Source organism: Ruegeria sp. YTSA226 (assembly GCF_059609905.1).
On record NZ_JBXWMQ010000018.1, the window covers coordinates 40,830 to 60,314 of the forward strand.

The 19,485-nt window shown below is 54.4% G+C and carries 18 protein-coding genes; 9 read left to right on the forward strand and 9 right to left on the reverse strand.

Features of this window, described 5'->3' with window-relative positions:
• The first annotated feature begins 48 nt into the window (after positions 1 to 48).
• Positions 49 to 261 carry a YMGG-like glycine zipper-containing protein gene (locus AC2FFF_RS17390; RefSeq protein ID WP_142638901.1) on the forward strand — a complete coding sequence of 71 codons (213 nt, stop codon included), beginning with the start codon at positions 49 to 51 and terminating at the stop codon, positions 259 to 261.
• 20 nt (positions 262 to 281) lie between these two features.
• Complete coding sequence (locus AC2FFF_RS17395) at positions 282 to 614, forward strand: hypothetical protein (RefSeq protein ID WP_281973644.1); 333 nt, start codon at positions 282 to 284, stop codon at positions 612 to 614.
• Positions 615 to 638: 24 nt separating this feature from the next.
• Here the strand turns inward: AC2FFF_RS17395 and AC2FFF_RS17400 are convergent, their stop codons facing one another.
• Positions 639 to 833: a SlyX family protein gene (locus tag AC2FFF_RS17400; RefSeq protein ID WP_281973645.1), complete on the reverse strand. Its 195-nt coding sequence runs from the start codon at positions 831 to 833 to the stop codon at positions 639 to 641.
• 128 nt (positions 834 to 961) lie between these two features.
• On the opposite strand from AC2FFF_RS17400, the gene hisS reads away from it, so the two are divergent.
• Genes hisS through hisG form a run of 3 tightly spaced genes read left to right on the forward strand, consistent with a single transcriptional unit; the run spans position 962 to position 4,227 of the window.
• Positions 962 to 2,449: a histidine--tRNA ligase gene (gene hisS / locus AC2FFF_RS17405; RefSeq protein WP_281973646.1), complete on the forward strand. Its 1,488-nt coding sequence runs from the start codon at positions 962 to 964 to the stop codon at positions 2,447 to 2,449.
• Positions 2,450 to 2,452: 3 nt separating this feature from the next.
• Entirely contained in the window at positions 2,453 to 3,541 is a 1,089-nt protein-coding gene (locus tag AC2FFF_RS17410; protein WP_271952537.1) for an ATP phosphoribosyltransferase regulatory subunit, read from the forward strand.
• Positions 3,538 to 4,227: an ATP phosphoribosyltransferase gene (gene hisG, locus AC2FFF_RS17415; RefSeq protein ID WP_271952535.1), complete on the forward strand. Its 690-nt coding sequence runs from the start codon at positions 3,538 to 3,540 to the stop codon at positions 4,225 to 4,227. Before AC2FFF_RS17410 ends, hisG begins: the two co-directional genes overlap by 4 nt.
• On the opposite strand, the gene AC2FFF_RS17420 is transcribed toward hisG, so the two are convergent.
• A complete protein-coding gene (locus tag AC2FFF_RS17420; RefSeq protein WP_281973647.1) occupies positions 4,228 to 4,659 on the reverse strand; it encodes a DUF1489 family protein in 432 nt (143 codons plus the stop codon).
• A 128-nt stretch (positions 4,660 to 4,787) separates the two neighbouring features.
• On the opposite strand from AC2FFF_RS17420, the gene AC2FFF_RS17425 reads away from it, so the two are divergent.
• Positions 4,788 to 7,070, forward strand: a complete 2,283-nt coding sequence (locus tag AC2FFF_RS17425) for an adenosylcobalamin-dependent ribonucleoside-diphosphate reductase (RefSeq protein WP_271952531.1) — start codon at positions 4,788 to 4,790, stop codon at positions 7,068 to 7,070.
• Between the two features lie 319 nt (positions 7,071 to 7,389).
• Positions 7,390 to 7,668: a hypothetical protein gene (locus tag AC2FFF_RS17430; RefSeq protein WP_496751159.1), complete on the forward strand. Its 279-nt coding sequence runs from the start codon at positions 7,390 to 7,392 to the stop codon at positions 7,666 to 7,668.
• A gap of 220 nt (positions 7,669 to 7,888) precedes the next feature.
• On the opposite strand, the gene AC2FFF_RS17435 is transcribed toward AC2FFF_RS17430, so the two are convergent.
• The 6 genes from AC2FFF_RS17435 to gntH form a co-directional block, all read right to left on the reverse strand.
• Complete coding sequence (locus AC2FFF_RS17435; protein ID WP_496883013.1) at positions 7,889 to 8,236, reverse strand: hypothetical protein; 348 nt, start codon at positions 8,234 to 8,236, stop codon at positions 7,889 to 7,891.
• Positions 8,237 to 8,566: 330 nt separating this feature from the next.
• A complete protein-coding gene (locus AC2FFF_RS17440; protein WP_496751162.1) occupies positions 8,567 to 9,505 on the reverse strand; it encodes an efflux RND transporter periplasmic adaptor subunit in 939 nt (312 codons plus the stop codon).
• A 315-nt stretch (positions 9,506 to 9,820) separates the two neighbouring features.
• Entirely contained in the window at positions 9,821 to 10,948 is a 1,128-nt protein-coding gene (locus AC2FFF_RS17445) for a HupE/UreJ family protein (protein ID WP_496751164.1), read from the reverse strand.
• Between the two features lie 148 nt (positions 10,949 to 11,096).
• Positions 11,097 to 12,896 (reverse strand): hypothetical protein, encoded by a 1,800-nt coding sequence (locus tag AC2FFF_RS17450; protein ID WP_496751166.1) that lies wholly within the window; start codon positions 12,894 to 12,896, stop codon positions 11,097 to 11,099.
• Between the two features lie 93 nt (positions 12,897 to 12,989).
• Positions 12,990 to 13,823 (reverse strand): hypothetical protein, encoded by an 834-nt coding sequence (locus AC2FFF_RS17455; RefSeq protein ID WP_141138528.1) that lies wholly within the window; start codon positions 13,821 to 13,823, stop codon positions 12,990 to 12,992.
• Between the two features lie 227 nt (positions 13,824 to 14,050).
• The gene (gntH, locus tag AC2FFF_RS17460) at positions 14,051 to 15,244 is read right to left on the reverse strand and encodes a guanitoxin biosynthesis MBL fold metallo-hydrolase GntH (protein WP_496751168.1); all 1,194 of its coding nucleotides are present in this window, start codon (positions 15,242 to 15,244) and stop codon (positions 14,051 to 14,053) included.
• A 127-nt stretch (positions 15,245 to 15,371) separates the two neighbouring features.
• Here gntH and AC2FFF_RS17465 point away from each other — a divergent pair, with 127 nt between their 5' ends.
• Entirely contained in the window at positions 15,372 to 15,944 is a 573-nt protein-coding gene (locus AC2FFF_RS17465; RefSeq protein WP_496751170.1) for a TetR/AcrR family transcriptional regulator, read from the forward strand.
• 503 nt (positions 15,945 to 16,447) lie between these two features.
• Here AC2FFF_RS17465 and AC2FFF_RS17470 read toward each other — a convergent pair.
• Positions 16,448 to 17,407 carry a helix-turn-helix domain-containing protein gene (locus AC2FFF_RS17470; protein ID WP_170425589.1) on the reverse strand — a complete coding sequence of 320 codons (960 nt, stop codon included), beginning with the start codon at positions 17,405 to 17,407 and terminating at the stop codon, positions 16,448 to 16,450.
• Between the two features lie 324 nt (positions 17,408 to 17,731).
• On the opposite strand from AC2FFF_RS17470, the gene AC2FFF_RS17475 reads away from it, so the two are divergent.
• Positions 17,732 to 19,456, forward strand: coding sequence for an amidohydrolase (locus AC2FFF_RS17475; protein WP_170425592.1), 1,725 nt, complete (start codon positions 17,732 to 17,734; stop codon positions 19,454 to 19,456).
• Positions 19,457 to 19,485 lie beyond the last annotated feature (29 nt).

Genomic DNA, 19,485 nt, shown 5'->3' on the forward strand with positions numbered 1-19,485 from the left:
CTGAGGACTGAAAGAGATTTTCTGGTGATGCCACAGGAGGGCAACCATATGACGATCCCACATTTCGGTTTTCGAACATTGATATTGGCCGCGTCGATGGCCTTGGTCACCGCCGGGTCGGCGGTGGCGGACGACAAGAAGAAAAAGAACACCATCGAAGGCGCGTTGATCGGGGCGGGCGTCGGCGCTTTGATTGGTGATGGCAAGGGCGCGGCAATCGGCGGCGTGGCCGGGGCCTTTATTGGACATAACTGGAAATGACTGCGATGCGTTTGACCCAAATGAAAACCGCTCTCGCAAGCCTGTGCATGATCGTTCCGGGCATGGCCATCGCCGACGAAGCTGCTGAACAAATGGTTCGGGACGCATTGCCCGTCATGTATCATACCTGTGCAACGGTGGTTGAAGAGGCGGACGGTGATGAGACCTATATCTTTGCGGTTGTCGAGAAGATGACAGCACTGTCGATCTATAACCGCCAGATTGATATCAATGATCACGCAAGCACGGACGAGGACAAAGCGAAACTGCGTGAGACCTTTATCGCCGCATTGAGAGAAGGCTGCGCCGAGGACCAGCATGCCTGTTGGGCGGGGTTGTCGACAATGCGGTGAAAACGACGCTCGGCTTGTAATCGCTCAATAATGCGGCGGGCGTTCGTCTCCGAGGATGATGCCGCCTGATCCTTCTTGTGCCCGTTCACCTTCGCGGCGCATCAGCACCTCAACCCGGCGGGTCAGGGTGTCGATCTCATCCTGCTGCCGCGTGACGATTGTGTTCAGATCTTCGACCGTGCGGGTCAGATGGGCGATTTGCTCTTCCAGATGTTGCATTGGAAACTCCTGTCTCGCGCCGGTCATAACGGCACCGGCTGTGCAAGGCCAGCGAAAGCGCGCCTTGCCCCGAAACGGGCCATGGGATAGACCGCGCGCGGAACACTTAACGCCCAAGGACGCCCCAAATGGCCAAGCCCAAGAAACAGCCCCGCCCCAAGGCCGTAACGCCGAAGGGGTTTCGCGACTATTTTGGCGAGGAAGTCACGCAGCGCACCGAGATGCTGCGGACTATCGCGGGTGTCTATCATCACTATGGCTTTGATGCTTTGGAGAGCAGCGCGGTCGAAACGGTCGAAGCGCTGGGCAAGTTCCTGCCCGACGTCGACCGCCCGAACGAAGGCGTCTTTGCCTGGCAGGAATTCGATGAGAACGAAAAGGGCGATTGGATGGCCCTGCGCTATGACCTGACCGCGCCTTTGGCCCGTGTCTATGCGCAGCACCGCAATGATCTGCCCACGCCCTATCGCCGCTATGCGATGGGTCCGGTCTGGCGCAACGAAAAGCCAGGTCCAGGGCGGTATCGCCAGTTTTATCAATGTGATGCGGATACGGTGGGTACCGCATCAATGGCGGCGGATGCCGAGATTTGCGCCATGTTGTCGGATACGCTGGAAACCGTGGGCATCCCGCGCGGTGACTATCTGGTGCGGGTGAATAATCGCAAGGTACTGAACGGCGTGCTCGAGGCGATGGGTCTGGGCGAAGACGCCGCCGCCCGTGACAGCGTGCTGCGCACCATCGACAAGTTCGATAAGGTGGGCGAAGCAGGCGTGCGCGAATTGCTGACCAAGGGTCGTCTGGACGCGTCAGGTGCCTTCATCGACGGCGTGGGTCTAAGCGATGATCAGGCAGAACCGGTCATCGCCTTCCTGACCTCTAAAGCTGCAGATACCGCAGGAACGCTGGCCAATCTGCGTGCCGCCGTGGGTGACAGCCAAATCGGTGCGGATGGCATTGGCGAACTGGAACAGATCGGGACCTTGCTGGAAGCCGGCGGCTATGGGGCGGATCGGATCGAGATTGACCCATCGGTCGTGCGTGGGTTGGGCTATTACACCGGTCCGGTCTATGAGGCCGAGTTGACCTTTGATATCTTTGACGAGAAAGGCCGCAAGCGGCAGTTCGGCTCTGTCGCAGGCGGCGGGCGCTATGACGATCTGGTCAAGCGTTTCACTGGACAGGAAGTGCCCGCGACCGGCGTCTCGATCGGGGTTGACCGTCTTTTGGCCGCCCTGCGCGAAAAGGGACGGATCAGCGCACAGGCCAAGGGGCCGGTGGTTATCACCGTGATGGATCGCGACCGCATGGCGGATTATCAGGCCATGGTGGCCGAGCTGCGCAATGCAGGTATCCGGGCCGAGGTGTATCTGGGCAACCCCAAGAACTTTGGCAATCAGCTGAAATATGCGGACAAGCGGAACTCACCCATTGCGGTCATCGAAGGTGGCGACGAAAAGGCGAATGGGATCGTGCAGATCAAGGACCTGATCCTTGGTGCAAAGATCGCCGAAAGCGCCACGCTTGAGGAATGGAAAGAACGCCCAAGCCAGTTCGAGGTTCCGCGCGGTGATCTGGTTGCCAAGGTGCGCGAAATTCTGGACAATCAGGACTGAGCCATGGCCAACCGTACTCAGATACAGACGCGCGCCGCGATGATGCGGGTGCGTTTTGAGACCGCAGGTGCCCGGGTTGTTGATCCGCCTCTGTTGCAACCGGCTGAAACGTTGCTGGACCTCTATGGGGAAGACATTCGTGCCCGTGCTTACGTGACCTCGGATGCGTTGCATGGTGAACAAATGCTGCGCCCGGATTTTACGCTGCCGGTGGTGCAAATGCACATGTCCGACGGTGCCGAACCGGCGCGCTATACCTATTCGGGTGAGGTGTTTCGGCGGCAGGAACACGATCCGGATCGCGCGAATGAATATATCCAGGTCGGGTATGAGGTGTTTGATCGCACCGATCCGGCCAGTGCCGATGCCGAGGTGTTTTCGCTGTTTGCGCTGCAACTGCGTGGGTTGCCCCTGCGGGCGGCAACCGGGGATATCGGTATTCTGACCGCTGCTGTCCAGGGGCTGAGGACTTCCGACCGGCGCAAGGCGGCCCTGATGCGCCATCTGTGGCGGCCCCGCCGTTTTCGCGTCTTGCTGGACCGTTTCGCTGGGCGCAAGCCGGGGCCTGAAGGACGCAAGACCTTACTCGAGGCTGCTGACCCTTTGGCAACCGACGCGCCTATGATCGGCAAGCGCCGCGCCTCTGAAATTCAGGCACGGATCGAAGCCCTGCGTGAGGATCGTGATACCCCACCGATTTCCGACAACGAACTGGCCGGGTTGGAAACCCTGCTGAACGTCCGCGAAACCATGCCCTTTGCGCTTGAACAGCTGCGCGACGTGGCGGTGGACTTGCCGCAGATCACCCCGGCACTGGACCGGCTTGAGGCGCGGATCGCGGCCTTGCAAGCGCGCGGCGTGGATGTGGACAGGTTGGATTTCGAAGCTTCTTATGGCCGGACCTCGATGGAGTATTATGACGGGTTTGTCTTTGGTTTCTACGCCGAGGGCCGGCCGGATTTGCCGCCCATTGCCACTGGGGGGCGCTATGATGCACTGACCCGCCACTTGGGCAAAGGGGCAGAAATCCCCGCAGTTGGCGGCGTGCTGCGCCCGGACCTGATGCTGGAGATTGAGGAGGAGGCGCAATGAGCCTGAAACTGGGCGTGCCTTCAAAGGGCCGGTTGATGGAAAAGACCTTTTCGTGGTTCGAAAAGCGCGGCATCACCCTGTCTCGCAGCGGATCGGACCGCGAATATGCCGGTAAGGTGGAAGGGATCGAGGGTGTCTCGCTGATCCTGTTATCGGCGGGGGAAATTCCGCGTGAACTGGCCGCTGGTCGCATTCATCTTGGCGTCACCGGAATTGATCTGGTGCATGAAAAGCTGCCGCGCTGGGAACAGCAGGTCGAAGAAGTATCTCCGCTTGGGTTCGGCAAGGCCGATCTGATCATCGCTACGCCAGCCTGCTGGGTCGACGTGGACACGCTTGATGACCTTGACGCGGCGGCGGCGGCTTTTCGCAAGACCCACGGCCACCGCCTGCGGATTGCCACCAAATACCACCGGTTGGTGCGTGAATTTCTGACAGATGCGGGCGTGGCCGATTATACGCTGGTCGACAGCCAGGGGGCGACCGAAGGCACGGTAATGAATGAAACCGCCGAAGCGATTGCCGATATCACGTCAACGGGGGAAACCCTGCGCGCCAACCACCTGAAAATTCTGACAGACGGGCTGATCCTGCAATCGCAAGCAACCCTATGGCGCAGCCGGGTGGCCAAGTATACGGACGAAGACAAGGATGTTCTGACTGAGGTGCTCGACCGTCTGGCCTGATTACAGCACGCCGATATCCGCCAGCGCGCGGTTTAGATCATCGGGCAGGGCATCGTCCTGCGCGCGGGTTTTTGGCAGATCGGCGGGGGTGTCCTCGGGCTTGAGATAACGCCACCCCTGAAAGGGGCGCTTCAGGGCGTTCTGGGTGCGATGAACCTCAGGATCCAGAATAATGGCGCAGCGGCGAATGCCGTCATCCCCGATCACTTCGTCCATTCGTAGGATGCGCTGACGGCATTGCACAACGCCTTTGATCACCCAATAGATTGATCCGCCATTCAGAATCTCTGCCTCGCGTTTGGGCCACATGCGTGTCACGTGGCGCGGCAATCCGTCCTCGTAAAGAGGCATGCGACTCTCCTGCCATGCGATCAGCGTGTCGACGCTTTCTGATCCGACGGACAGTTTTATGAGGTTTACGTACTTATCCACAGCTTTCCCACAGAGTCGTCCCAAGGCTACCTTTATATTGTAGCCTTCTGCACCGCTTCATCAAGGTGTTGTGGTGAAGGTGCGAATTGGGCTAATCTGGATACCTCTTTCAAGACAGGGAATCACCAATGAGCCGCTTTGCCGCCCCCATCGCCGAGCAGATCTGGGACATGAAATACCGCTTTAAACAGGCGGATGGAACACCCATCGACCAAACGGTTGAAGACAGCTGGCGCCGTATCGCTCGCGATCTGGCCCGCGTGGAACAGGACCCTGCTCATTGGGAAGACAAGTTCTTTGAGGCGTTGGAGGATTTCAAATATCTGCCCGCCGGACGCATCACCGCCGGTGCGGGCACTGCACGCCGGGTGACCCTGTTCAACTGTTTTGTCATGGGAACCATACCAGACAGCATGGGCGGTATTTTCGATATGTTGAAAGAGGCCGCCCTGACCATGCAGCAGGGTGGGGGGATCGGCTATGATTTCTCAACCATTCGTCCGCGTGGCGCGGATGTACACGGGGTGGCGGCGGACGCCTCGGGGCCGCTGAGCTTTATGGATGTGTGGGACGCGATGTGCCGCACGATCATGTCTGCGGGGTCGCGCCGCGGGGCGATGATGGCGACCATGCGCTGCGATCATCCCGATATCGAACAGTTCATCACCGCCAAATCCGACCCGGCCCGTCTGCGCATGTTCAACATGTCGGTTCTGGTGACAGATCCGTTCATGGAGGCAGTCAAGGCCGATGGCCCGTGGGAACTGGTGTTTGATGGCAAGGTCTATCACACCATCCAGGCCCGCGATCTATGGAACAAGATCATGCAGGCCACTTACGACTATGCCGAGCCAGGTGTGATCTTCATCGATCGGATCAATGCGGCCAACAACCTCAGCTATGTCGAGACCATCGCGGCGACGAACCCCTGCGGTGAACAGCCCCTGCCGCCGTATGGCGCCTGTCTGTTGGGCTCGATCAACCTGGCGCGTCTGGTGACCGGACCGTTCGAGGATGCCGCACATCTCGATGAGGCCGCGCTGCAAGAGCTGGTCGCCACCGCCGTTCGCATGATGGACAATGTGGTCGACGCCTCGAAATTCCCGCTGGCCGAACAAGAGGCCGAGGCGCAAGATAAACGCCGCATTGGTTTGGGTGTCACCGGGCTGGCCGATGCACTGTTGATGCTGGGTCTACGCTATGGCTCTGACGAGGCGGCGCGTCAGACCGAGCGCTGGTTGCACGCAATCGCCCGCGCCGCGTATCTGGCGTCGGTCGATTTGGCAAAGGAAAAGGGGGCGTTTCCCTTGTTCGAAGCCGAGAAGTACCTGGCCAGCGGCACAATGCTGCAGATGGATGACGACGTACGCGATGCGATCCGCGAACACGGCATCCGCAACGCGCTGCTGACGTCGATTGCCCCGACGGGGACGATTTCCCTGTACGCGGGCAACGTCTCTTCGGGGATCGAGCCGGTCTTTGCCTATGCGTATACGCGCAAGGTCCTGCAAAAAGATGGCTCACGCACCGAAGAAGAAGTCGTGGATTACGCCGTTCAGATGTGGCGCGACAAGTTTGGTGATAAGGACCTGCCCGACTATTTCGTCAACGCGCAGACGCTGCCTCCGTCTGATCATGTCAAGATGCAGGCGGCGGCACAGAAATGGATCGACAGCTCGATTTCCAAGACGATCAACTGCCCCGAGGATATCAGCTTTGACGCTTTCAAAGATGTCTACATGCAGGCCTGGGATCAGGGCTGCAAAGGGTGCACGACCTATCGCCCCAACGATGTGACGGGGTCGGTTCTGACCGTATCAGAGAGTGCCGACAAAGCTCCTGGAGAAAGTGCGGATGCGCCGCACGAGGTTGATGGCGGTGATGTCATCTATATGTCCGAACCGCTGGACCGCCCACAATCGCTAGAGGGGTCAACATATAAGTTGAAATGGCCCGACAGCGAGCATGCGATTTACCTGACCATAAATGACATTGTCATTGGCGGCCGCCGTCGTCCGTTCGAGGTATTCATCAACTCCAAGAACATGGAGCATTATGCATGGACGCTTGCGCTGACCCGCATGATCTCGGCCGTGTTCCGTCGGGGCGGCGATGTGTCCTTTGTGGTCGAGGAACTCAAGGCGGTGTTCGACCCGCGTGGCGGGGCCTGGGTGAAAGGCAAATACATCCCCTCGATCCTGGCCGCGATTGGCGGAGTGATCGAGCAGCACCTGATCAATATAGGCTTCCTTGAGGGCGAAGGGATGGGGCTGAAATCCGACCCTCAGGCGCAAGTGGTCAACCTCGACGGCCCCCGCGGCAAAGCCTGCCCGTCCTGCGGTCAGTTCGACATGGTGATGATCGAAGGATGCATGACCTGCCGTAGCTGCGGTCACTCTAAATGCGGGTGATCTGAAGTAGTGGGTTTGTGTGCGGGGGGGCATAAATAGCCCATAGGGTCGATTTTTGCGCCCATTTGAACGGTCTTTAATGCCCACAGATTCTTAAGGCTTTGAAATAAATAAAAAAGATTCCTTTAGAGTTTTGAGATTGTACTGCGTTGGGCGACCATCGATAACATTCGCGCTATTGACCAAGACCGGAAAATCTCAAGACTGTGGCCATGGAACCAAATCGTCTCATACGCGTCACACGCAAAAGCTGACCAGAATGTTGTACTTGTCCAGCAAAACCACTCGGGCAGTTCCATGGCTATCGGATACCGAATTGATGAAAAACAAATCGCCTATCGAAGAGTCCCCTCAATACACCGAATTGAACGCTCGATTTTCCCGTTTTCTGCTGGACTTCCGAAAGGAAAAACTCGCGCAGCAACTTGCCGGAGACGACAAAAACCGTGACGAGATTACTCGCGGAGACTTTCAATCATTTAAAGCGCGAATGACTGAGGGTTTAGAACTAACCGATTACGATCTAGATCGTATTCACCGCCGAGTATTGTCTGTACTTCTCCGCCCCGAAGCGGGCTCAGTGCTACAAGACGAATGAGGCCGGAAGGCGTGAAACTGGCGTGTAGACCGATCTGACGTTCACACAATCAAGCAAACCAGTTCTCGGTTCGGTGTGTTCGCGCGTGGGCGAATGTGTAGCGCATCTGGTTGGCCGCGACGAAGGTTGGTTCACCCGCGTCTATGCCGCTACAGAAGCACAGGCCAGTCCCGTATCTCTGCCCCCAAGTAAACACGGCAATAATTGCAACGACACCCAGCTAGTTGTCAGTCTCGCAGGCAGCAATATCAATGAATCCATCAGGCGGGTTTTGATTTTCTGGCAGAGCAATTAAGTCGATCTCACCCGGCTTCGAAGTTTTGTCTCCAAACAAAGTCGTCTGAGTAGGCTTTGCAGCCTTTGTCCTGCGGCCAAAAAGCCTGTGATCGGGCCATTCCCTGTCTAAAGCGTACGCTGTTGTCTCCAGAGTGAACTGACGTGCATCTGTCCTAACGGCTATCACCGCATCATCGCGGCAGCACTCTGACAGACCCGCAAAGACATGATCGATCAGCGACGCGTATTTATCCCGGTTGCCATAACGCTGTGCTTGGCTCCAGTCAGACATGTCGACCTTTGCTGCTTCCCGTGCCTATGACTGGAGGCAGCCCAAAGCGGACATTCATTGCTGAGCTATGCAATTTAGACTTGTGGGCCAAAACTGACATTCAGAGAAACCAATTTGCAGGGGCCGGAAGAGGTCGGAAACGAGTTGCGAGGAGAAATCTATCTCATATCCGTTGCCCATGTTCCGTCGCCCCATCCGAGTTTACATGTGAAGAATAATGGCCAACTGCGGCACAAAAAACAATGAGTGCGCTCAATTGGAAAGCAGTTTGTCGTCATCACAGTACCAAAGATGCGGTTGCTTGATCGTGCGTCGTTCCAAATACAAATATCAAAGATAAGCAATCAATCCACGAATCCTGATAAGTATTTTTGCAAGGATTTCGAAGGGCCCTGCTTCGGGGCTGTAAACTGTAGCCGAGCCAACCATACCAAGCTGTGCGGCGTGGCCGGGCAAGTCTTCAGGCCAGTCCAGTATGACCAGAACCTCGGAACTTGAACCTATGGACGCCGCCGAGAGTAGATCCGAACTCACCGGGATCTGCCCGCCTGATGTGCCTGGTAAGATTTGAGAAACTCTGGAGGTCAGGATTTTTCCCGGCGCCGCATCCATCGCAATTTCTGCTGGCATCCCCGCCGTTAGGGCAATTGAGCCGTTCTGGCTGAACACACCGACCAGACGCAATGAATCCGTTTCGATAAACGGCATCACGCCAGCCGAAGAAGTGACCTGATTGCCGGGTGACAGGTTTACGGCTGTGACGATCCCGTCCATTGGTGCAATCACGGTGGTGTCTTCGAGGTCGATTTGTGCGGATTGTAGCCGCGCCTCGGCGGCCTCCAGCGCAGCGCGACTTTCGTCCAGATCCTGCTGCGAGACCGACAGTCCTGGATTTTTGTCAAATACGGTTTGCTGCCGCCGCAGAGTCAGGGATGCAATTTCCACAGATGCCTTGGCCTCGTCGACAGCGGCCTGATACGGAGCTGGATCTATTTGGAATAGCACTTCTCCGGCTGCCACAGACTGGTTGGGTGTCACTGGAACCGCTGTAACTTCTCCGCGCACCGATGGTGCAATTTCCACGACCACGCCCATGACCGCAATCCGACCCGAAGGCGTCGTTGTGTTTAGCTGGGCAATGACGTACAGGCAAATTCCCAGACCGACCAGGGCGGACATGGCCTTGCTGGTCCGGTTCCATGGTAGCAGCTTCAGCTTGAAAAAAACGAGCCATAGAAGTCCAAAATAGATCAGCAGAATAAATATCATTTTGTGCTCCTGGTTATCTGAGTTTCATAAATCTTGATCATGCTATTTGAACAAACTCTGCGCGCCCGACCACCCAGACCTTCGCCCCAAACACGTGCAGCACGTTTGGCGGCGTCGCAGGATCTGGACATTATCCGTAGTTGCAAACCATTCAGGTTGCGGAGGCAAATGACGAACTTTGCAAGTCGCGAATTCAAAGCCCAACTCCGACCACCGCACGGCGGCTTGGAGCGCATACTTTCCGATGCTGCGGAACAACAGAAAGTCCACGTTCTTTCACAGGCATTCGTCACTTCATGCGTCATTGCAATGACCTTAAGCCAATGTGGAATAAACCTCGGCAACTCGCTGAAAGGTCCAAAAGCAGGCGATAGCCGCACATCCAACGGCTAAGCCCACACGTAGGTACATCCACAAACTGGAGTTCACGCGCCGACACATTATCAAGGCAGGCCAGAGTGCAAGAATAATGGCAACTTGGCCGAGCTCGACGCCAAAATTGAAAGCAAGCAGGCTTTGCCAGATGTTTGGAGATGTGACTTGCAAAATCTTGTGCAACACAAAGCTAAACCCAAGCCCGTGCAAGAGGCCAATCAGTGTTGTCAGAAGCACCATTGCGACTTCAGAGCGCGCATTGTCCTTAGAACTCATAAACGCTGCGACGGCTGCAAATATGATAGAAAGCGCGATCCCAGTTTCGACGGCAGGAACAAACCACGCGCCCGATGGCACAAACCCGAAGAACCCCAGAGACAGCGTCACGCTATGCCCAACGGTAAAACCAGTTGCACGCAGCAATAGTGCCCTGAGGGTCTGCGCTCCAATGACCAAACACACAACAAACAAAACATGATCCAACCCTTCGAGGATATGTCGTATGCCTTCCCAGACGAAACTGAGGAATCCTCCATACCCCTTCTTCTGAATCAGCAATGGTTCAGTCATCAGGCCCCGAGATCGGAATATCTGCGGTGTGTCCGACGCGTAGTCGAGAATGAGGTTGGCCGTTTGGTCCTGATCCGGCAAGCCGGGGTCCAGCACGTTAGAAATGCTGTATGATTGGACCGGGCCGTCAGTGTCATAATACAGGACGAGATCGACAATCGTGTCACCAACAAAAAGCGGTGACGTTAAGGCCGTTTCGGTGTCCACGGCCTGTTGAGCTTCGGCCAAAGTTGCAAATCCGGGCTCATTTCCAACGCGATGCAAGCGAACGGCCTCAACTGTTCCTCTAAAGCGGTGGTTGTCGACCAACAGGTGCAACCCATCTTCGGCGAATTGCCCCAGCCCGTTGGGATCGCTCATGACAGCCTGCAAGTCGACGAAATGGACCAACTGGCCGTCGCTCATGGCATTGGTCGTGAAAGGCGCAGCATCTGGCAGAGCGTCACCGTCCTGCTCGCCGACCTTGTCTGCAACCAGATAGGGCATGGGGGTACGCATATAGACACGCAAAACGTCTTCACTATGCTCAACGTGCGAAATTCGAACGTTGAGATTCAGCAAAAAATGCGCCGAGGCAGATAGCGTCAGTGACAAAAGCAAACTGACAATTAGAGCGCCGAAAGCGAAGATCTTTGTTCTTAGACACTTATGCATTTGGATCACGAGCCTCGATTACAGTTAGTCCATCCAGCTTCCATTGCCCGGAATCCGGTATGACCTCGGCCAGAACCCGAAACGTAACGGCGCGTATGTGGGGGTGCCCCCAATGACCGCCTTGGGCTTTCACTGTCCATTTGGCCAGAGTGCTAAATCCACCCGGTTTGAGCGTCGGGTCAATGCGCTCTAATTTCAGGTCTCTAATACCGGTAACTGTAGCAAGACTGCCTCCCGGCGTTCGGATCGCGAGGCCACGTTCCACCTCTGTTGCGATGTCGCCCAGAGACGCTGCCGTTACAATGTGTGCCAGCTCTGCCTTTCTTGCTGCCGGCGATATTTCCAGGGTCACCGTGTTCAAGTTTTCGACCATCGAGCGCAGTATATCTTCCGCAACCTGCGGCTCAGGGGACTCGAACTTCTTCCAAGGTAAATCTGGCAAATATCCCGAAAATGCGACGGTTGCCGAAGCAGCGGCAATCATGGCTACGCAACTGGCGCGCTTTGCAACTTTGCCCCTGCGCAGCAGGAAGAAACCAAGTGAGACAGCGCTGATAATCCCGGTGATCAAAGCGACTGCCGGGTTCTGCCGTGTCTGCTGCTCAACTGGAATCTGAGTGACAGATGCTTCTTCGTATTGGAGCAAGTGGTTCTGCCAGTGAAACTGATGGTCCTCTGGTGTCACAGCTCCAAAGAACGGCCCGGCGATATCGTTTGAAATGGTCGCGACGCGGGTAATTTCCTCGTCAAACATATCCCATGTGACTGTCACCTGTTCGGGAAGGTCTGCCGATGAGAAAGACAGGATAGCTCCGATAAACGCATTGTTCACGGACACTTCCTTTCCAGGTTCAACAAGCTGAAAACCCTGCGATGTCAGCTCCAGGAGTTTTGCAGTAGCGTTTGACGGTTGCACTGATTTGCCATCAATGGTCACCGGGTTACGAGAAGCCAGGAAGGACGCCGCCTGGTTTACGATTAAGGCGCTACGCTGTGGCGAAAGTGTTTGACCGACTTCGGTAGTTTCACCAATCCAAGGCGCCAGTTCGCGCACGCGGATCAGCGTCTCATGCCGAACTTCACGAGGTTCGATGTAAAGAAAGGTGGATGTCCCGTCCTGAGCTTTTCGATTCAGGCTTTCAGCAGAAAAGCGGCTATCCCACGGATCAGGCCAGTGAATCTTTAACTCTGCCGGCTTTGACAAAAAGCTGAAATCCGTGACCGGAACCTCACGGTCAAAAACCTGCATCCCGATAGTCACCAAGGATTCACCATCCCGCGATGGAGGCATAATAGTCAGCTCCTTGGGAACTGAGTTATGAAACGGAAAGAACACTTCAACGAACAAAACACGCGGATCTGTTGGCGGGCTGGGAACAATTTGACCCGAGAATGGATCGCGCTGACCTGCGAGCGGCGAGGCCCGGTCTATGCGCTTTCGGTATTCTATCTTTCTGATTTCTGCCGAAAGATTCCCTTCACTCCCACTGGCAATTGATAGTCCTCTACGATCAGTGTGGTCAGAAGCTTGCGGTGATCCCAAATCATCCCTCATGTGGCGGAGCAACCAAGCCTTGGGCACCAAGTCTGCAAATTTCGACACATCATCAAGATCGATTTCTAGATCGAGAAAAACGCCGTTATCCTTAACGTGAAAGATGGCAATATTGGGAGCGACTTCCGATCCGTTTGTCAGAACCACATCCGCCGAAACAAGCGGTGTGCTCGAAGCCAAAAGGCCAAGCATCAGGAATAGTCGATAAAGAAAGTTCCAGACCTGAATGTCATTCACCCTTGAACGTCAGCTACTCTCTTGGATTCTGCTCGCGACGGCGATGTGAGTTGGGCTAATGTCACAGTCCAATCGAATCCGGTTCTATGATCATCAAAAATTGTAAGTCAGTCCCAGATATGGGCCGTATTGCGAGATGTCGTATACAAAGGCTCCATCAGATCGTTCCGTTTCGAAATTGATGCTGTAATACTGATATCCAAACGAAAGCGAAATTGCGCTGGACACCTGCCAATCCGCGGCAAGTACCAATGTGTATTGGAGGTTATCCCCTTCGACTCCGAAACCGCCAATTTCCGCTCGCCCAAAGACCGACCATTTGTCGGCAACCTCATAGGCGCCTCGTATCCCAACGATTGGCTCAAACCATGTTTCGGTGCCTCCTAACGAGTTTTGCACACCGACGCTGGGTCCGATGTCGATATTGGCATCTGCGCTGACCTTTTGTGTTATGCTGTTCCATCGAATGCCAGCGCTGGCGTCCCAGGAAAAGCGTCTGTTTTTGGGTCCATAGGTGCCACGGGAGAACCGATAGGCTCCCAGCACACTGACCCAATGTTGATCGATATCAATGCCAACGTCCAAAGACCCACCGCCAGGAGATTGAAGTGTACCGCCCGGACCAAGTTTGACAGTATAGAAGTCCGCGATCACTCCCCAATCACCCCGCCAGGCTTCACCGCGCCCAGCCAAAGTGAAATCCAATACCTCGAACACTTCACTTATTCCCAAGTCCAGCTCGACTTCGGTATCAGCAATTTCCGAAGTTCCCGACGTTTCAAGCGGAACAAAGGCATAAGCCGTTAAAGAGTACTGCCATTCATCGCCGTCGTCTTCGCTCAACGTTATGGATTGGGCAGACAACTTACCGGCAATGACAGTGAAAGCGAAGGCGATCAATACAAGCACGTACTTTGTGGATACCATCGGAACCTCCCCTTCCCTAGATGACTGCATGGCGCATCGCAGTGAGGGGATACGCCATGCGTGAGGTGGTAATTGAAATCGTCCTTAGTGACATGCTCAATTCGGTTTCTGAGCACACAAGTCTCCGCCACTTCGGCAACCAGATAACTTTGTCCGGGCGACAACCTAATGCTTGTGGGTCTCGCACAGCCAGTTTTACAGTCAAACGATTGCAGATTGCCGGGTTGTTATTGATCCGGCATTGGCGGTGGCGTGTAACCATCCCATTTGCCCGCTTTGACTTTGTCGGACGGCTCTTTTTCTTTTGAACGCGGGGCATTGATGTACTCGTCGCTCACAGCTGGTGGCAACGCATAGTCGTCAACACTCGCTTCCCGAACAACGATCTGGTCCTTGGTTACGTTGATCACCTGAAGATCCCGTGCGAGCGTGAGTGGTCCATCGTAGGTCGAACGGACGCCTTCCAAAATTGCCTGATAGTTTTCGGGTGAAAGAACAGAGTGATACCCCAGCGCCATGCGCGGTTCGACCGCGGACATCACTTTGCCAAAGGCCGCGGGTTCAGTGTGAACGCGCGTGGCAACATACGTTGCCTGTTTCATGTCCCAGCCAAAATAAGGGGCCAAAGCGTCAGGTGGAAGAAAAGCCTCATGAGAAGCGATGTCTGCCCCTTTGGCATATTCGACATACCACTTGTTCGGGTAAGTATCGCCACCAAAGACGTATTTCAGCCCATTCCATTCCAGAGAGTAGCTCACGGAACCATCAAGGCTGTGGATCGCAGGCCAGGACCGGATCGTGACATCGTTCTCCTGATAGACGATCTCGTTTTCCTGCATGTAGTCGAATTCGGTGACGTCTAGCTTTGCTCCTTCGTCCGGCAGTGCGCCCGTTCGCGTGGCCAAGTCCCAGGCATAGGCTTTGGACATGCCTTCAACATAGGCTTTAGTGCCCAGTTCATCTTCCGATCCGGACGGGCCGAAGATGCGGAGCGGGGTATATCTGCCCGAAAGCCAACCCCCAACGTGGAGGCCCATGAAGTCTCCAACGTGATCAACATGTAAATGGCTGAAGAAGACCTTGTCGACCTTTGCAAAGTCCGGTCGCAGCGAAAACAGGTTTCCCGTTGCGCCAGTTCCTACGTCAAACAGAAAGACGTCCCCATTCCCAAGTTCCACATAAAACGAAATAGAAACTGCGGCCTTGGTTTGGTTTGGCATCCCTGTACCCAATGCCGTGATACGCATCTCATCCTCTCCGAGGATTTCAGTGTTAGGAAAGTAAGACGCGGGATAAACACCGTTTTCGATTGCACTGGCACTCCGACCTGTCGGCAAGGCGTTTTGCGCCGTGGCTGTGCCCGCCAGTGTCATACCTAAGGCCATAAATGTGCCGGCTGCGGTTTTCATTAAGTTATTCATTGATCCCCCCCCTTCAAAACGAAGCCTCTTAAGAGAACACGAATTTGTGATCCCCTCGTTCACCATAGACATCTCTACGGTAAGCCCGTAGACTGCTCTATGTCAAATAAAGAATGCTGTAATCTGAATGGCAGAATCTATCGCTCGAAACTCACCAAAAAACGCCGCGACCAAGGAAGACTGGATATTGCTGGCCTACAAAGTACTCAACGAGGGCGGCGTTGCCGCGATAAAGGTCGTGCCAATGGCAAAGCGGCTGAACCTGACAAGCGGTAGCTTTTACTGGCATTTCAAGAACGTCCACGAGCTTTTGGATGAAGTTCTCAGATATTGGGAGCAGGAACTGACTGACAACGTGATCACAAAGGCAAAGACATTTGGCGGCCCCCCGGAAGACCGTATTCTTCTTCTCATGAAAAAGGTCATTGAAGAGGACGCCGCCTTGCCGGATCACGCCGTGTCAGTCTGGGCAAAAACCGATGAAAAAGTGCAAGAAGCGTATCAAAGAACCATCGGAAAACGCTTCCAGTTTGCCGCCTGGATGTTTGAACAGGCCGGTTTCTCGAAAGAGGAAGCGAAAGCGCGTGGAAGACTAATGGTCACTTCGCTCATGGGAGACTCTTCGACCGGTCTGAAAGCGCAAGGCGACTGGGAAAAGGTTATAGAACGGGAACACGCAATTCTTTTAGGAAAGTCATAGATAAAATCAGGATGCTGCCTGGCATTGGGTGTTTTCTGAATACGAAACGCCAGCGTTCTGGAATGCGCCGTGAAAATGCCGCGCAAAAAAACTAGTGCCAAAGTTCGGTCTGTTCCCATTGAGGTCTGCTTCGTCCCCGTTTTATGCATTTGTCTATTGTGAAATTTCGCTTACGCAGCGAATGACAGGTTCGACGGGCCGCGCACCGGACTTTGCAAAGTCTGCTTTCTGCGCATCGCTGACATTGGTGCTCTAAGCAGCATCGGCAAATTTGGGCTCGATGCGGCCATTCTCTGCGGCTTGCATGATTGGCTGGTCGCAGCCCAAAGCGGACATCAAAACAAGCTATGCAGATTCCGAGTTGCGGACAATCCAAACGTCCCGGCAAACCTACAGGCCAATCAAAATGGTTTCAAAAGAAATGCCATCGCCGGCTTGAATAGTCGCCTCGCTGATTTTCACTGCCTAACGCGAATAGACAAGCAAAACCGAGGTCAATCTAATCAAAGTTGAGATTTTTCGGTCAGTGTCTTTTTTAATGTCTCAGACGGTAGCTCTCCGAACATTGATTGGTATTCTTTCGCAAAGTGGCCACCAGAAAAGAAGCTATGCATGAGTGCTGTGTCCTTGACCGACCTTGGTGTTGATACAACGTCTAGGAGATGCTCTCGGACAGAAGTCAAACGTCGCTTCAATATGTATTGCCAAGGCGATTCACCAAAAATCTCGACAAAGTTCTCGTGAAGTTGGCTTCGCCCCACACCAGCAACTCGACACAGAGTTGAGATCGTTAGTTGGTCCGCAGGGGTACGTGTGATAGCGCCCCGCGCCAACCTAACATTCTTGAAAGCTGCCTTGTCTAGAACATGTGTACAATTGGAATGCAGGTTCAACGACAATATCCATTGCGCGATCTGAGCAAAAAATTCGCTTTCTACTCCGCGGCTCATTCCAAATCGCCGCCCCCCTTGATCAAGAGGTGAAGCATTTTGGAAAGCTCGGCCAGCGATCTTTGATAGATTCTCAGCCGCCGCTAGACCAATTTGAAACTTGTTGTGCCCTCGGGGTAGCTCATCGTAGGTGCGCCTGCTTAAGGAAGCGACTTCTCTCGTCATTCGGCGGCGCTCGAAAGCAATGAACAGCACTTTCCGATCCTGACCCACGTTGCAGTATTCGTCCTCCCCGTCGAGCAGATAGACATCACCTGGATCGGAGTACCAACCATTTACGCGGTAATCCCCGTCCCAAGAAAGTGGCAACATTAGTGCCATCAAATCCTGCCTTCCGAGCACTGTCCAAGAAGACCGGGCTTTACTGGACGCGGTATTTACAAAGCTGTTTTCTCCGTAGATCCAACAGTCCTTTAAATTGATGTCGCCTGGACCCAGCTGTACAAGTTCTGTCTCTCGAACCGGCGCATTCGCGAAGTGTTGTGCAAAACTCTTTAACGGTCGCAACTGCATAAGAACTCTCCAAGATGCGTGAAACCCATAGGGCCAAACTTAGTGCGCGGTCTTAAAAAATTAGTACACCGGATAAATTGAATACTATTTCATCGCGAGAATTTCGCCCAACCAAATAAGCTGTTCCCGATTATTGTCGAAAGCGAAGCGGATTGAGGCTGCCGAACAAAGGATTTCGGAGCCAGATTTTTTGCAATCCGTTAGGTGAAAAAATGCCGCGATCTCGCGGATTAGAGGTGTCTTCATCACTTCACACTCCAAGCAGAATGGGTCGATTGCGCACCAAGAACATCGAAAAATTATAGAAATATAAGGAGAAATAGTATGAAAGCCCCATTGCTTCCTTACAAATCAGCTTTCCGGCCAGACAGGCGTTATGTATTGAAAACCGGGTCGCTTGCCGTTGCGGGGGCTCTTATGCTTCCCTATCGAACAGCTATTGCCCAATCTGATGCAGCGGACGTGATTTTCAGTGGTGGTAATATCCTTACGATGGACACCTCCAACCCAAAGGCTGAAGCGCTGGCAGTCCGCGATGGGCGGATCATCGCTGTTGGCAGCCAAGATGAAATCGACGCGCTGACTTCCAGCACGACACGCATCATTGATCTTGACGGCAGAACTCTAATGCCTGGCATGATCGACAGCCACGCGCATTCATATTCGGTGGTCAAGGACGACTTCATTATTATCAGTCCGACTGAAGTAGCCAGTTTCGACGAGGTAATGCAAAAACTGAACGAAGGTGCCGCCAAGTTGAAAGAAGGCGACTGGCTTCTGGCCGCTGATTATGACGGCGTCGTGACCCCCGGCGGGCGACAGTTCACTCTTGAAGATATGGACCGCATCGCCCCCAACAACCCGTTCTTGTTGCTGGAAGGAAGTGGTCATGCAGCTTATGCTAATTCACTTGCCTTCAAAATCGTTGGAATCGACGAGAACACTCCGGACCCAGTCGCGGCTCGCTACGTAAAAAACGACAAAGGGGAACTCACTGGTCGCTTGGAAGAGCTCCCGACTTTTGGCCCGTTTCTAAACGCTGCCCAACAACTGACCGATGAGGATATGGAGGCGCGAACACTCCGTTTTTTCAACTCGGGTGCCAAGGTCGGAATTACCACCTTTGGTGATCCAAGCGTCGGTCAAAACAAAGGGATCGAAGACCTCAGATTATTTGAGCGCATCAAGGATCGCGCGCCGGTGCGGACGCGCGCCTTTCTTGTTTCAACCCTGATGGACGACTGGGCCGAAAACGGAATCGGAATGGGCTACGGCGACGACAAGATGCGCGTTGCCAAGATGAAGGCGTGGTCAGATGGCGCAACGCAGGCCTATAGCTCTTACTTGCGCGAGCCCTATCTTGGCACGGATAGCCGTGGAGCACTGAACTACACGGAAGATCAACTTTACGAGGTGGTCAAACGGGCACATGGGGATGGTTTTTCTCTTGCCGTTCATGGCAACGGGGATGCGGCTATAGATCTCGTGCTACGCGTGTACGAACAGGTATTGGCGGAGAACCCGCGCGACGATCATCGGCACCGGATTGAGCATTGCAGCGTCGGCCATCCTGAGCAGTACGACAAGATGAAGGAACTTGGTGTTTCGCCAACTTACCTGTCCGGCCATATTCGATGGTGGGGCAAGGCGTTCCGAGATAATCTACTTGGTCCAGAAAGGGTCGAGTACTACGATGCCGCCGCCACGGCCGTTGAAAAAGACATCCCGTTCTCAATGCACAGCGATTACTCGGTATCGCCGTTAGGTCCTCTGCGTTGCGTCCAAGACATGGTGACCAGAGTCATGGCAGACGGTGGGGAAGTCTTCGCGCCCGACCAGCGTATTCCAGTAGAAGAAGCACTTAAAGGTGTAACGACGCATGCGGCCTGGCAACTGCATATGGATGACATTGCGGGGAGTTTGGAAGTTGGGAAATACGCTGATCTCACGGTTCTTGAAGACGACCCGACTTCTGTTGACCCAATGCAAATAGAAAACATCGAAGTAAGTGGAACCTGGCTGGAAGGCAAAGAGACCAACGCGGCGTGATTGGATCGCCTCATGACAAACAAAATCAT